The sequence below is a fragment of the Bacillus sp. 1A genome (genome assembly GCF_052682215.1).
The window spans coordinates 1571712-1586904 of the sequence record NZ_JBQYLZ010000001.1 but is presented as its reverse complement, the minus strand read 5'-3'; the positions used below and the strand labels follow the sequence as shown (position 1 = coordinate 1586904).

Annotated in this window: 16 protein-coding genes; 1 reads left to right on the top strand and 15 read right to left on the bottom strand. The window is 36.9% G+C overall.

Features of this window, described 5'->3' with window-relative positions:
* Nucleotides 1-153: 153 nt before the first annotated feature.
* The 5 genes from ACUN0F_RS07900 to ACUN0F_RS07880 all read right to left on the bottom strand — a co-directional run bounded on the left by ACUN0F_RS07900 (nt 154) and on the right by ACUN0F_RS07880 (nt 2971).
* On the bottom strand, nt 154-462 hold the full coding sequence (locus ACUN0F_RS07900; RefSeq protein WP_002008881.1) for a thioredoxin family protein: 309 nt from the start codon (nt 460-462) through the stop codon (nt 154-156).
* 3 nt (nt 463-465) lie between these two features.
* Entirely contained in the window at nt 466-810 is a 345-nt protein-coding gene (locus ACUN0F_RS07895) for a toprim domain-containing protein (protein WP_000640866.1), read from the bottom strand.
* A 341-nt stretch (nt 811-1151) separates the two neighbouring features.
* A complete protein-coding gene (gcvH, locus tag ACUN0F_RS07890) occupies nt 1152-1535 on the bottom strand; it encodes a glycine cleavage system protein GcvH (RefSeq protein ID WP_000026896.1) in 384 nt (127 codons plus the stop codon).
* 41 nt (nt 1536-1576) lie between these two features.
* Nucleotides 1577-1942: an arsenate reductase family protein gene (locus tag ACUN0F_RS07885; protein WP_264461635.1), complete on the bottom strand. Its 366-nt coding sequence runs from the start codon at nt 1940-1942 to the stop codon at nt 1577-1579.
* Between the two features lie 501 nt (nt 1943-2443).
* Complete coding sequence (locus ACUN0F_RS07880) at nt 2444-2971, bottom strand: hypothetical protein (protein WP_046955850.1); 528 nt, start codon at nt 2969-2971, stop codon at nt 2444-2446.
* Nucleotides 2972-3114: 143 nt separating this feature from the next.
* Here ACUN0F_RS07880 and ACUN0F_RS07875 point away from each other — a divergent pair, with 143 nt between their 5' ends.
* Nucleotides 3115-3762 (top strand): phosphatase PAP2 family protein, encoded by a 648-nt coding sequence (locus ACUN0F_RS07875; protein ID WP_445539335.1) that lies wholly within the window; start codon nt 3115-3117, stop codon nt 3760-3762.
* 55 nt (nt 3763-3817) lie between these two features.
* Here the strand turns inward: ACUN0F_RS07875 and ACUN0F_RS07870 are convergent, their stop codons facing one another.
* The 10 genes from ACUN0F_RS07870 to ACUN0F_RS07825 form a co-directional block, all read right to left on the bottom strand.
* The gene (locus tag ACUN0F_RS07870) at nt 3818-4831 is read right to left on the bottom strand and encodes a PTS transporter subunit IIC (RefSeq protein ID WP_000666174.1); all 1014 of its coding nucleotides are present in this window, start codon (nt 4829-4831) and stop codon (nt 3818-3820) included.
* Nucleotides 4832-4853: 22 nt separating this feature from the next.
* Nucleotides 4854-5804, bottom strand: coding sequence for an L-lactate dehydrogenase (locus ACUN0F_RS07865; RefSeq protein WP_033662524.1), 951 nt, complete (start codon nt 5802-5804; stop codon nt 4854-4856).
* Between the two features lie 245 nt (nt 5805-6049).
* Complete coding sequence (locus tag ACUN0F_RS07860) at nt 6050-6298, bottom strand: spore coat protein (RefSeq protein ID WP_001002985.1); 249 nt, start codon at nt 6296-6298, stop codon at nt 6050-6052.
* Between the two features lie 13 nt (nt 6299-6311).
* Nucleotides 6312-6497, bottom strand: coding sequence for a hypothetical protein (locus ACUN0F_RS07855; protein WP_001180555.1), 186 nt, complete (start codon nt 6495-6497; stop codon nt 6312-6314).
* Between the two features lie 146 nt (nt 6498-6643).
* The gene (locus tag ACUN0F_RS07850) at nt 6644-7357 is read right to left on the bottom strand and encodes a CPBP family intramembrane glutamic endopeptidase (RefSeq protein ID WP_098189407.1); all 714 of its coding nucleotides are present in this window, start codon (nt 7355-7357) and stop codon (nt 6644-6646) included.
* Nucleotides 7358-7824: 467 nt separating this feature from the next.
* Entirely contained in the window at nt 7825-8382 is a 558-nt protein-coding gene (locus ACUN0F_RS07845) for a TetR/AcrR family transcriptional regulator (RefSeq protein WP_264461639.1), read from the bottom strand.
* Nucleotides 8383-8385: 3 nt separating this feature from the next.
* Entirely contained in the window at nt 8386-9108 is a 723-nt protein-coding gene (locus ACUN0F_RS07840; RefSeq protein ID WP_046955847.1) for an MBL fold metallo-hydrolase, read from the bottom strand.
* A 139-nt stretch (nt 9109-9247) separates the two neighbouring features.
* Nucleotides 9248-11032 carry an acyl-CoA dehydrogenase family protein gene (locus ACUN0F_RS07835; RefSeq protein WP_000416287.1) on the bottom strand — a complete coding sequence of 595 codons (1785 nt, stop codon included), beginning with the start codon at nt 11030-11032 and terminating at the stop codon, nt 9248-9250.
* Nucleotides 11033-11420: 388 nt separating this feature from the next.
* Nucleotides 11421-12593 (bottom strand): acetyl-CoA C-acetyltransferase, encoded by a 1173-nt coding sequence (locus ACUN0F_RS07830; protein WP_445539334.1) that lies wholly within the window; start codon nt 12591-12593, stop codon nt 11421-11423.
* 21 nt (nt 12594-12614) lie between these two features.
* Entirely contained in the window at nt 12615-14996 is a 2382-nt protein-coding gene (locus ACUN0F_RS07825) for a 3-hydroxyacyl-CoA dehydrogenase/enoyl-CoA hydratase family protein (protein ID WP_060488118.1), read from the bottom strand.
* Nucleotides 14997-15193 lie beyond the last annotated feature (197 nt).

Below are 15193 nucleotides of genomic sequence, written 5' to 3'. Positions count from 1 at the left end.
CTAAATCACATCCTTCATATCACTTTCTATTACACATACCATTCCCTCTCACTAAAGAACAATCCTGTTACTTTCGCTCGACAAATACTGTAACCACCCTGCATCTCGACATATTTCCCGAGAAATATGTCGAGGCGGCAAAAACTTTGCCGCCTACTTTAATTCCGTATATAAATATTCAACCGAATGAAATGCATATATCTTCTTCATGAGTGTCCCATTTTCAAAAACAAGTAAACACGGTACACTTTCGATTCCATACTCTTTCGCTAAATGCGGAGCATAATTTAAATCTAACATTCCAATTTTCAAGTCTTCAATTGTCATCTCAACAACTGTTAACATCTTTTTTGCTAATTGGCATGTTCCACACATTGGAGTATATACATATAACACTGTTTTTTCTTCGTTCTCTATTAGGGCTGTAGCTTCGGCTCCTGTCCAATCAATCACTTCTATCATTCCTTACCGTAAATATTCTGTATAAACGTCAATGTCAGCTCCCCATAATACATTTGCTAAGTGTGAAGATGGCGCAGTTGCCACTTCTCGGTACGAGCGATCAATATAAATATGCTCTGCTTGCGGAAATTCTTTTCGAAATTGCTTCCTTAACTTTTCTCCAGCATCATCAGCATCCACTAGTACATACACTTCCTTATCAAAAAACTGATCAATGAGCTCATCCATTTTCGATAAACCAATTGTACCATTTGTACAAACAATTTCCACCGGTTCACGAATAATAGATTCAATCTTTCTTCTATCTGATTTACCTTCTACAATAATGACTTTTTCTACATAAATCATATGTCATCACCCGATCACCATATACTATACAACCTTTAACTTAGTATATAGTATATTCGTTATTTTCATGTTGTTTCCTGTTTATTTTTGCAAAAGAAAAGCAGAAGCGGCTTGCTCAGAACAAGAGGGCATTGGAACTCCTGAACTAGAGGCGCTTTTTGCCTCAAGTTCAGGAGTGAAATGACCGACTGTTCTAGCCGCTGGAGCTGGTCAATAAAAACTTAAACGAAAGTTTTTTCAAAAACGTTCTCCTACACGATAATTAGTATATGATTCTACGTTCATTATTTTACACAAAATAAAAAAGGACAGCACAAAGGCTGTCCTTCAGTCGACTATAATTAGTCTTGGTTTGTCATTTCTGCATATTTTTCTGCAGTTAATAACTTCTCAACTTGGCTTGCATCAGAAAGTTCAACTTTAACCATCCATGCACCCTCGTATGGAGATTCGTTAACAAGTTCTGGTTGGTCACTTAATTCTTCGTTTACTGCTACAACTTTACCGCTTACAGGTGCGTATAACTCAGAAACTGTTTTAACAGATTCTACGCTTCCGAATGGCTCGTCAGCTTCGATTGTTGCACCTACTTCAGGAAGTTCAACGAATACGATATCGCCTAGCTCACCTTGTGCAAAGTGAGTAATACCGATAACAACTTCATTACCTTCAGTTTTTACCCATTCGTGTTCTTCAGAGTAACGTAAATTATTTGGAATGCTCATGACTGTACCTCCAGTGAATGTATTAATTATGTAAAAATACCTTATTGGTACTTTTTCCACACACTTTCAAACTGCTCTTCGTTAAAACCAAGTGTTACATTCGTTCCATTTGTTACGATTGGACGTTTAATCAACATGCCATCAGATGCTAAAAGTTCGTACATTTCGTCTTCGCTTGCATCCTTTAACTTATCTTTCAGACCAAGTTCGCGGTAACGCATTCCACTTGTATTAAAGAATTTTTTTAATGGTAATTCACTTTTTTCATGTAAATTACGTAAATCTTCTTTTGATGGTGGATTTTCAACAATATGAATCATCTCATATGCTACATTGTTTGCCTCAAACCATTTCTTTGCTTTTTGACATGTGCCACACTTTGGATATGAATAAAATGTTACTGTCATAAATTCACCTACTTTTTTACTAACCTTTACCTTTATCATATAGAAAACGTTTTATTATTTCAAACGATTATTCGCTAAACTTTTACTTATTTCGTGATAAATTTTAATAATCCTGCGAATTTTCCTTATTTTCCCGCCATTTGTTAAGAAAAAATAAATATATATTTTTTTAGATTCTTCTCTCATCCCTCGCCGAACATATATTTTAAACAAACGTTTGATTAACTCCCTATTTTTCTTTGTTAGCTCTTGAGCTGCAGCGATTTCTTCCTACCGAACATACATCTTAAACAAACGTTTGATTAATTCCACATTTTTCTTTGTTAACCCTTGAACTACATCGGTTTCTTCCTACCGAACATACATCTTAAACAAACGTTTGATTAGCTCCCTATTTTTCTTTTCTAACCCTTGAATTGCATCGATTTCTTCCTACCGAACATACATCTTAAATAAACGTTTATTTAAAAAAATAAGAAGCCTCGTTTACAGGCTGCCTCATCATCTATTCAAATAATCTGCGATGGTTTGAAATACGACAATATACATATTATGAATACTTTCTTCTGTATTTCCGCCATTAGATAAACCAACTGCCCATTGTTGTCCTTCACCACTTCCGATATTTGCAAACCCTTGCGTATACATAGCATTTACATCTTTTCGGGCACTGTTATATTCTATCCCTTTTGTAATAAAAATCGAATATGATTTATCTTGTAAACCGATAAAAAACACTGGTTTCTTTAGCGATGAAAATACATTTTTATATTGCTCTGTTGAGGCTTCTTGAAAGTGATCTTTCATTATTAAAAAACCATCCACTTCCTTAGATTTCTTTTCCAGTTCCTCTAACTTCATTTCCTCAAACTTTATATTCCTAAACGTATCTTTCGGTTTTTCTCCAATGACTCCAATTACGAGTGCTCTTCCGTTATATTCTAATTTCTCTCCTTCTTTATCCTTTGCACACCCAGCACTCACTAGGCATATCAATATAAAAAATAAGAAATACGATAAACGCTTCATATAGCACCCTCCCCTTCTTTTAAGTCAAGTGACAAAAACGTAAGGTGAATTCAAGAAAATGTAAGTAAAATCGATAGCTCAAATGACGTTTCTATATTATAATCAATTGAATTTACTTACATTACTAAACATAGGAGATTATCATGAAGAAATTTAAACTTTCATCTTTTCTTCCGTTAAGTTATATACTTCTACTCGTACTCGTAAGTCCCCTTTACGATGTATTAAATAAATCTACTGTACACGCAGTAGATGTCACAACTGTAGTAGATGATTGGATTCCATTTGTGAAAGCATTTATTATTCCTTATTTACTTTGGTTTCCTTACTTATACGGCGCACTTATTTATTATTGCTTTGCGGATCGAAAACAATATTATGTCACTTTAAGTAGTATAATTTTTGGAAAACTTGCTTGTTTTTCTATTTATTATTTTTGGCAGACAACTGTACCACGTCCAACAGTCGTTGGATCAGACGTATTTTCCGAACTAGTCCGCTATATTTATAGTATCGATCAACCGGTAAACTGTTTCCCTAGCATTCACGTTCTTACTACCTTTATCATTATGTTAGCTGCCTTTAGACGTAGAGAACAACATGCTTTTGAATATTATATTCTTACCTTCTTCGGTACGCTTATTATTTTATCAACGCTATTTACGAAGCAACACGCATTTGTAGACGCCATTTCTGGAATGACGCTTGCAAGCATACTTTACTTTGGCGTTCAGCTTTTATTAGCAAAAGAAACTGTACGTGTTCCAGTAAAACAACATCACAAAATGTAAAAAGCAGACTGTGGCTTCCAGTCTGCTTTTCTCTATATAAAAGGAGATTTTCAATTTAAGATTGCGGTACAGTCATATCACCAGAGTGAATACGACCTGCTTTTTTAAGAGCAATGTAAAGTATATAAGAAACAGCTACTGGAATGATGATATAAGTGATTACCATCGCTGGGACAACTTCCCATCCTTCGCTAGAAATTAAATTAATTGGTGCGATAAGAGAACTTAATCCAAGACCTGCAATTTCTTTTCCTGCTTCTAGTTGGAAAATTAATGCGGATACTGGACCAACTATAGCACTGGCGACGACAGTTGGGACGAGAATCATTGGATTTTTAGTGATATTTGGCAACTGTACTTTCGGAGTACAAAGCGCTTGAGCTAATATGCCGCCTAAATTATTTTCTTTCGCTGAGATTACAGAGAATCCGATAAACTGAGCAACGCAGCCTGCAAGAGCAGCACCACCTGCAACACCGTCTAAGCTAAGTGCGATCGCTAACGCAGCTGATGAAGCTGGAGAGATAAGTAATAGTCCCCAAACGACTGCAATGACGATAGAAGCGATAAACGGGCTACCAGCTGAGCTATCTTTAATGAATGCTCCAATTGTATTTAACACAGGAGTAATATTATGAGATAACCAAATACCAACTAAACCAGAACCTAATATTGCCGCAAATGGAACGAGCATCATATCTAACGCAGTTTTTCCACTTAAACGTTTACCAATATATACAGCTAAAGTCGCTGTTAATAATGCACCGATTGGCTCACCTGTTTTAATAATTAGACCTGCTTCAGTAATTGAAATGGATCCAGCACCAATCGCTCCAGCTACCATAGCCGAGAAGATTACAAGACCATTTGCACCGAGCATAAAGGCAATTCCGGCACCAATGGCTGGTGCCATAAGTGATTTTGCAACAACTCCGATTGTAATAAGCAACGGAATATCAACAATTCTTCCTATATTTTCGATTAGTAAACCAATTCCGAGGGATACGAAAATACCTTGTGCAATTCCAGCTGATGCTTTAAATACACGAGACATTATATATTCCTTCATTTGTTTCACCTTCTCCTATAAGTTAGTAACCAATTGTTTTCATATAATCACGTAAAATATCGTTTGATTTTGCGAATCGAGATTCTTCATCCTCTGTTAAATTTAGCTCTACAATTTCTCTTATACCGTCTCTAGTAATAATAGCTGGTACTCCTGTACAAATATCATATTCACCGTACTCACCATCTAAAATGGCTGATACAGCAATTACACGGTGATCATCGTTAAAGATTGAACTCGCAATATACGCTAAAGAGTTTCCGATTCCGTAATAAGTAGTACCTTTTCGTTTATAAATTTCCCATCCAGCTTTTGCAGTCTTCTCAACAATTTCATCTAAATCTATTTCACCAAATTGGTCTTTTTTCTCTTCTAAAATTTGTAGAATTGGTTTTCCTCCAACAGATACATGTGACCAAGCAACCATTTGAGAATCACCATGTTCTCCTAATGAATACCCATGAATACTACGAGGATCTACATGTAACATTTCAGATAAAATTGTTCTTAAGCGAGAAGAATCTAATGATGTACCTGTACCGATTACGCGATTTCTAGGTAATCCAGATAATTTCCACACTTCATATGTAATAATATCAACTGGGTTCGATGCGATTAAGAAAATACCATCAAATCCACTTTCCATTACGCCACCAACAACGCTTTCCATAATCTTTGCACTCGCTCCTAAAGTGTCTAAGCGACTTTGTCCAGGTTTTGGTGCTGGTCCTGCTGTAATAATAACGATGTCCATATCTTTGCAGTCTTCATAGCTTCCTGCATATACTTTTGTTCTTGTATTTGTAAAGTTAATGCAGTGTGATAAATCCATTGCTTCCCCAACTGCACGTTCATGATTTATATCAATTAATAATAGTTCTTCGCAAATGCCTTGATTTACAATGGAATATGCACAACTTGATCCAACTAATCCAGTACCGATAATTGCAATTTTTCTTGTATTTCGTTTCATGGCAATCTCTCCTAATTGATCATATAATCTATCTCTTTTGTTCTTTACACCCCTAATTATATAGATTCCCACGATAGAAACCATGGATACTTTGTGAAATATTGAGCAAACTTTTGTCCTTTTTGTGAATTGTTACATTCCATTTTCGTCATATTTGTTACAACTGAAAAAATATTTATTATATATTTATTGACATGCCAAAAATAAAAAAACGAGCGACTTCATTCGCTCGTTTTTTCATCCCATTATTCCGCACTTAATTGACCTTTTAATTGCTGTACAATCATTGGGTTAGCAGGTGCAGCTGGCTTATAATAACTCTTTTGCTTTGCGTACTCATACATATTACGTTGACGCATCTCATCTTGATTACGAATTTGGATTAACGTTTGATGTAACTGTTCATTATCAGACTGAGCAATATAATTTGCATAACTTGTTAAACTTGCATTTAATCCTGCTAAATAATCATTTACCATATCTTTTTCATTCATTTTCCGCTTCCTCCTATCCTAGGAAAGTCATTAATTGCTGTTTCGTATTTCGTGCATCTTGCGCATCCTTTTGTAACATTTGTTTCAGTTGTGGATCTGTACACGTCTGTGCATACTGCTCCAACTTGTTAATAATTGTTGCATGTCCACCAATTAAATGGCGTAAGTTTTCTACTTCAAGCTCTGTTAAGTTTTGCATAGAATACCCCTACCTTTCTTTATTCGTTCACTGTTAGTATTTAGCTATTTTTTGATTGTATACATAAATTAACTTTTTCACGTGCATACAAAATAAAAGATGAATAGCTAAGCCATTCATCTTTTATACGGGTTATGTATTTATTTTTATAGAGATATAATCATACTTATACTCACAAGTAAGTTCCATACAATGTGTAAAATAATACTAGGTATAATAGATTGCGTCTTTTTGTATAACATTGCAAACACCATTCCCATCATCGTTGCCGTAATTAGAAGACCTCCATGAAGAATTCCAAAAATGAAGGAAGAAATAATGATACCAACTAAAAAATTATATTTCTTTTCTAAAAATCGATATAAAATACCTCGAAATAGAATTTCTTCTTTAACCGGTGTAATGATAGCAACACTTAACACATATATAATACTTTGTATGCTATTTTGAATCCCTAAACTCCCTAATTGTTTCTTTTGTTCTGCTGCACTTTCAAAACTAAACACATGTAACATTAAATATTGTGATAACGCAATGACAATAAAACCAATTAATAGATATAAATATGTCTTCCCATTCTTCAAAACGGATAAATCCCAAATATATTTAATAAAATGAAGAACTGGTTTATAAGCTAATAAAACGATGGCAACAACAGCTGCATCGAATAAGAGCAAATAATATCCTTCTAATTTAGTACTTAATGCTTCTTCTCCATAAATCTCAAAGGCTAAACCAAGGAATAATCCTCCTAGGAGTGAAATCCCTATAATCATTGCTATCATTACAAATAGATTTTTATATGTTATATTCTCGATTTTTCTTTCCACACTATACGCTTCTAAAACTGCTTTACTCATACTATTCCTCCATTTGTTTTCATTTTTCCTAATGAAAATCCTTTAATGTAAATATAAAGATAATATAACAAAATTTTCAAAAAGAATAATATGCAATTTTACATATTATGAAAATTTTATATTCTATAGTTTTAGGAATTAGATTGCTATACAATAATTATTATATGAATTGTCAAAAAAATTCTATCCAGCATAACCCTCGCATCATATAAAACTTATTAGTTAAAGGAGCAATGAACATGAAAACACATGACTTCCTTACAGAAATCCAGAAGGGCTCTGAGCCTAGTCCATATCAAGATCCTATTGCATTTATTTTCGTTTGCCTTCCCTTAGCCATATACACATTTTTCAAACCTGCAAAATAATATCATTTAATGAGAAAAAGCCTACCATTCTTTTGGAATCATATGCACTAAAAAAACCTTAGAATCACTTCTAAGGTTTTTAATTATCCCGCTTCCTATTCACTTTCGCATCACATGTAATCCTTTAATAAACGTTTCCAATAATACATGTAAACTTGTATCTAAATCTAGTGGCAAACCAAATCCACCCTGCTGTTCAATCGACGCAAATCCATGACAAATACTTCTGAATCCACGTGTCGCATGAAGTGCATTCTCTCCTTCTAAGCCGTATTGCTGTAAAACATGAAGACAAAGCTTTACAATTCCGTCACCTGCTTTTCTTACTTCTTCATCTCGTAAAAAGGTTGCTTCATATAGTCCAGGATGTTTGCGGACAAATGCTACATACGCTTCTCCCAAAGCATGAATTGCTTCATCCATCCGTTTACCCTCGGCCGCTTCTTCCAGTTTGTTATGCAGCTGTTTTATTCCGTAAATCCCAAGATGTTTCCGTACATCTTGTAAACCTTTTACATGATTGTATAGCGAGGGTGAACGTACCCCTAATGTTTGCGCTAATGAAGCTAACGTTACTTCTTGTATTCCATTTGTATCTGCAATTTCTGCTGCTGTTTCTACAATTTTCTGTAATGTAAGTCCGATTCTCGGTGACATAAATTACCCCTCTTTTCTACTTTCTATATTCCGCTTAGCTTCCTTAATAGCAAGTTCTATGACAGTGCCTGGATTCTTTATCATTTTCCCATGCCCTGCCGCAAGTAAGGAAGGCTCATATTCGCTTAGCTTCTCTGCACTTTGTAATGATATTTCTTTGCTCCACGTTGCCATTGCAGGAAACGGAAACCAAAATTTCATTTGTCCCGAAACAGCCATACCTCCTCTTGTTTGGAAGGCATCCCCGACAATAAGAGCTTTATTTCGTACATCAAGAAGCGACATGGAGCCTGGCGTATGTCCCGGTGTCATAATCGCAAGAAGCGATCCAACTCGGTCGCCATCTTCCAATAAAACATCAGGTACCGTTTTTACCTTTTTAGGTACACCGCCTTTTATCGGTATGTTCGGTTCATCCTTTTGTAACGTCGTATCTCCTTCTAACAGCTTTGCGTCCCGCTTAGAAATATAGACTGGAACATGAGGAAGTACTTCCTTTAATGCGTCTAATGCACCGATGTGATCATCATGCGCATGTGTTAATACAATCTTAGTAATTGGTTTTCCTATTTTCTCAGCCGCCTGTAAAATACCTTTTGCGCTATATGGCAAAGCTGCATCAATTAAAGTTAAACCATCTTCTTCCTCCACAAAGTAACAATTCACAGGAAACACTCTTGGCAAAAATGACAATTGATATACCGTTTTTTCATGTATCATTCTCATATTTCCATCTCCCTTTTCACGAAAACTAATACCATTAGTTTTATTATACTAATGGTATTAGTTTTGTGTCACTAAAAATTTCATTTTTACAAAAAAAAAGAAAAGTAGCCGTTTATACGACTACTTTTCTTTACAGCTATTAAACTGTGTAACGCTCATCTTCTAAAATTTTCGCAGCGATTTCACGTTTCTTCGGAATTACGTTAAGTGGTGTGTGGCGAGTTAATTTACGTAATGATGATAACATCATGCGCAGCATGTCGCCGTTTTCAACTGCGATAAGTGTTTCTTTCGCATCTGCTTCGATTTCGTTGAATGCTTCTTGGCAGAATACTTCAGTGTATAACACTTTTTGTTTATTCTTTTCAAGACCAGTTGTTTTAATTGCTTTTTCTGTACGAAGAACAGCTGACTCCATTGCGTAAAGGTTGCTTACGATGTCAGCGATATTCACAAGAATTTCTTGCTCTTTATCTAATGCTTTGCCGTATTTTTGAGCAGCTAATCCAGCTACCATTAAGCCGATTTTCTTCGCGTTAGTTACTAAATATTTTTGAAGTGCTAATGGCTCATCGCCTACTTCTTCTGGCATCATCATCATTAACTCTTCTTGTAATTTTTGTGCTTTTTGAAGAAGTGGTAATTCACCTTTCATCGCTTTACGTAAGAACGTACCTGGTACGATTAGGCGGTTAATTTCGTTCGTTCCTTCGAAAATACGGTTAATACGAGAATCGCGGTACATTCTTTCAATCTCATACTCTGCCATAAATCCGTAACCACCGTGAATTTGAACACCTTCATCAACTGTATAATCTAGTACTTCAGAACCGAATACTTTATTTAAAGAACACTCGATTGCATATTCAGCGATAGAAGCTGCTACTGCTTTACCGTCCTTTACTTCCTCTTCAGATAATGTGCTCATGCGGCTTTCGAATAAACCTACTGTACGGTATACAGAGCTTTCAGCTGCATATGTTTTCGCTGCCATATTCGCAAGTTTCTCTTGAATTAATGGGAAGCGAGCGATTGGTTGTTTGAACTGTTGACGTTGGTTTGCATATTGTGCTGAAATTTCTACTGCACGTTTCGCAGATCCAACTGTACCAACACCTAATTTATAACGGCCGATATTTAAAATGTTGAACGCGATAATATGACCTTTACCGATTTCACCAAGTAAGTTTTCTTTCGGTACTAATGCATCTTCTAAAATTAACGTACGAGTTGAAGAACATTTAATACCCATTTTCTTTTCTTCTGGGCTTGTAGATACGCCAGCATATTCTTTCTCTACGATAAATGCTGAGAAGTGCTCTCCATCAATTTTTGCGTATACGATAAATACGTCAGCGAATGCAGAGTTTGTAATCCATTGTTTTTCACCATTTAATACGTAATGTGTACCTTCTGCATTTAAACGTGCAGTTGTTTTCGCACCTAATGCATCAGACCCTGAACCTGGCTCTGTTAATGCGTATGCCGCTAATTTTTCACCAGTTGCAAGTAATGGTAAATACTTTTTCTTTTGCTCTTCATTACCGAATAACACGATTGGTAATGATCCGATACCTACGTGAGCACCGTGAGTAATTGCAAAACCACCAGCGCGAGAGAATTTCTCTGCGATTAACGCTGAGCTTACTTTATCAAGGCCAATTCCGCCGTACTCTTCTGGTACGTCAGCGCCTAATAAACCAAGTTCCCCAGCTTCTTTTAAAAGACGAACAGAACGATCAAACTCGTGTTGCTCTAAATATTCAAGCTCTGGAAGAACTTCATTTACGATAAAGTCCTCTGTCGTTTTTGCAATCATTTTATGCTCAGATGAAAAATCCTCTGGCGTAAACACTTGATCAATCGTAATCTCATCAACTAAAAAGCTACCGCCTTTAACCGCATTTCCTACTGTTTTTTCCATGAAAATTTCCTCCTTCATATTTTCATGAGCCGCTTCTTCCTTTTTGAAAGAAGCTGGCTCTCAATTTTATTTTTTATAAACCTTTGTTGCTTCCATTCTTTGTATTGACGGCGTCTCGTTCTGAACGAGCCACCTGCACTTTTTATAATCTAGTTCCAGCGGCTAGAATGTTCAGTGGCTTCGCTTCTTCCTGCGAGGCAAAGAGCGCCTCTACGTCTGAAGCTCCATCCCCCTCACATTCTGAGCGAGATGCTTCCACTTTTTTTCATAATCCAGTTCCAGTGGCTAGAACAGTCGGTCGTTTCACCCCTTCCTGTGAGGCAAAAAGCGCCTCTACGTCAGGGCTTCCAACGCCCTCCTGTTCTGAGCAAGCCACTTCCACTTTTTTTTATAGTAATTCAAACACTCCTGCTGCTCCCATTCCGCCGCCGATACACATTGTTACGATACCGAATTGTTGGTTGCGGCGTTTCATTTCGTGAATAAGAGATAGTGTTAGTTTTGCTCCTGTACAGCCAAGTGGATGTCCAAGTGCGATTGCACCGCCGTTTACGTTTACTTTTTCTTCATCTAAACCAAGCTCACGAATAACTTGGATCGATTGAGAAGCGAATGCTTCATTTAGTTCGAATAAGCCAATATCAGATAGCTCTAAACCAGCTAATTTTAACGCTTTTGGAATTGCAGCGATTGGGCCGATTCCCATTACTTCTGGTGGTACGCCAGCTACTGCAAATGAACGGAATTTCGCAAGTGGTTTCATGCCATCACTCACTGCTTTTTCACGATCCATTAATAGTACAGATGCTGCACCGTCACTCATTTGTGAAGAGTTACCAGCTGTTACAGAACCGCGAACGTTAAATGCTGGACGTAATTTACCTAAAATGTCTAGCGACGTTTCTGCTCTTACACCTTCGTCTTGTGCGAAAATGATTGTTTCTTCTTGCAGTTTATTGTTTGATCCAACAGTACGTAACGTTACATCTACAGATACTGTTTCATCAGCAAAGTTCCCTGCAGCTAATGCTTTCGCAGCACGTTGATGACTTCTTACTGCAAATGCATCTTGTTCTTCACGAGAAATTCTATATTTCACAGCAACTTGCTCTGCTGTATGTCCCATACCCATATAATATTCTGGAGCTGCTTCAACAAGGCGACTATTTGGACGAACAACGTGTCCCATCATCGGAACTAAACTCATTGATTCCGCTCCGCCTGATAATACAGCTTCCGAGTGACCAAGCATAATACGCTCTGCTCCGTAAGCGATACTTTGTAACCCTGAAGAACAGTAACGGTTAATTGTAATAGCTGGAACATCGTAAGAAAGTCCTGCTAGTCCGCCGATATTACGAGCCATATTTAACCCTTGCTCTGCTTCTGGCATTGCACAACCGAAAATTAAATCGTCGATTGGTCCTTCATAATTCGCACGCTTTAACGTTTCCTTTACTACTAACGCCCCTAGATCGTCAGGACGAACTGTTTTTAATGAACCCCTCTTTGCTTTTCCAATTGGTGTTCTTGCTCCCGCAACAATGACAGCTTCTCTCATGAACGATATCTCCCCTCGTTATTAGTTACGTAATGGCTTTCCTTTTACAAGCATGTGCTGCATTCTTGCTTGTGATTTCATCTCACTTACTAAGCTAATAAATGCTTCACGTTCTACATCTAATAAATACTGCTCATCAACTTCTGTTCCGTACGGCACTTTTCCGCCCGCGATGACATATGCAAGTTTCTTCGCAATGTGAAGATCATGTTCAGAAATGTAACCTGATAAATGCATTGCTTCTGCACCAAGTACAAGAGTTGCATATCCTGTTTCACCAACAACTGGTATCTTTTTACGAATCGGCGCTTTATAGCCAGCTTCATATAAAGCAAGTGCTTTTTGTTTCGCATCATATAGTAAGTGATCACCATTCACACTAATACCGTCTTTATCGCCTAAGAAGTTGTTCGATACAGCTTCTTGTGCTGATGTAGAAACTTTCGCCATCGCTACAGATTCGAATACTTTATTCGCAACTTTTTGCAGATCAAACTCTACACCGTTTGGCATTTTATTTAAGTGTTTAATGTATAGCTCTTTATTACCGCCTCCGCCAGGGATTAAGCCAACACCAACTTCTACTAAGCCCATATACGTTTCACTAGAAGCTTGAATGCTCGCTGCTGGTAAGCAAACTTCTGTACCTCCACCAAGCGTCATACCATATGGTGCTGCTACAACTGGCTTAGAAGAGTATTTAATTTTCGTCATTGCATCTTGGAAGTTTTTCACAACCAACTCAATTTCAAAGTAGTTGTCATCTTGCGCTTCCATTAAGATCATTGCTAGGTTCGCACCAACGCAGAAGTTCTTCGATTGGTTACCGATAACAAGACCTTTATAATTCTTTTCTACTTCATCAACAGCGTAGTTAATCATTTGCGTAATATCCATACCGATTGCATTGCTCTTCGAATGGAATTCTAAGCAAAGGATACCATCGCCTAAATCGATCAAGCTCGCTCCGCTATTTTTCTTTAATACGCCATTTTTCGCTTTTAATTGCTTAAGAGAAATTGCCTTTTTATTACGTTCGATTAGCTTATATTCGCCATTATCGTAATAGTAGCTATCTCCGTTATCATGTTTGTAGAAAGTAGTGAAACCTTTCTCTAACATTTCTTTCACCCAAGTCGGAACAACTGCACCGTTTTCTTCCATCTTTTGAACAGACTTTTCAACGCCAATTGCATCCCAAACTTCAAACGGTCCTTGCTCCCAGCCGAAGCCCCACTTCATCGCTTGGTCAATTGCAACGATATCGTCAGCAATTTCTTTATGAAGTTTTGCAGAGTATAAAAGAGTTGGTGTAATGATGTTCCATAACAACTCTCCTGCGCGGTCTTTCGCGTATACAAGCGCTTTCAATTTATTCGATAAACCTTTTTCTTGTTTACTTAACTCGATAGATGCAGCTTTTAATTTTTTGCGAGCTTCGTATTCCATCGTTTCAGGATTTAGTTCTAAAATTTCTTTTCCTTGTTTTAAGAAGAAGCCTTGACCTGTTTTACTTCCAAGCCATTTTTTATCAAGCATGTCATGCATGAAAGCTGGTACTTTAAATACATCACGCTCTTCTTCTTGTACGTTTTCATATACGTTATTTGCAACGTGTACGAATGTATCTAAACCGACAACATCTAATGTACGGAACGTTGCGCTCTTCGGACGACCAATAAGTGGGCCTGTTACAGAATCAACTTCCCCAATGCTATAGCCGCGTTTTATCATCTCTTGAAGAGTTACTAATAAACCATACGTACCGATGCGGTTTCCAATAAAGTTTGGTGTGTCTTTTGCGATAACAACGCCTTTTCCAAGAACATCTTCGCCAAATAGTTTCATGAAGCTTAATACTTGTGGATCTGTTTCTTTCGTCGGTATTACCTCTAGAAGTTTTAAATATCGTGGTGGGTTAAAAAAGTGTGTGCCTAAGAAGTGCTTCTGGAAGTCGTCTGAACGACCTTCTGCCATTTTTTCTACTGAAATGCCTGACGTATTCGAGCTTACAATAGAACCCGGTTTACGAACAGCATCTACTTTTTCAAATAGTTTCTTTTTAATATCTAAGTTTTCAACTACTACTTCAATAATCCAATCTACATCAGCTAGACGCTCAAGATCATCTTCTAAGTTACCTGCTTCAATCAGTGCTAGATTTCCTTTCACTGTCAGAGGAGCTGGTTTTTGCTTTAATAGTTTTTGCACAGCCGTATTACTAAAACGATTTCTCACACTTTTATGTTCTAATGTAAGTCCCTTCGCTTCCTCTTCTTTTGTTAGCGCAGGTGGTACAATATCAAGCAATAATGTCGGAATACCAATATTAGCTAAGTGTGCCGCAATCCCTGAACCCATTACGCCTGAACCTAGAACAGCAGCCTTTTTAATTTGGAACATCCATTTCTCCCCCTATTCTTGAATGAATGCTCATTCAATTTTTCGACATAAGTCGCAATCAATGAGTGAGCCTCTACTAATAAATATATGATACAGTTTGAATTTTCGCAATATATTTATTGATAAAATTTTCTGAAATAAATATATTTCTTTCATTTGGCTATGCTATACATGTGTATTTTCTTCATTAAAATGCA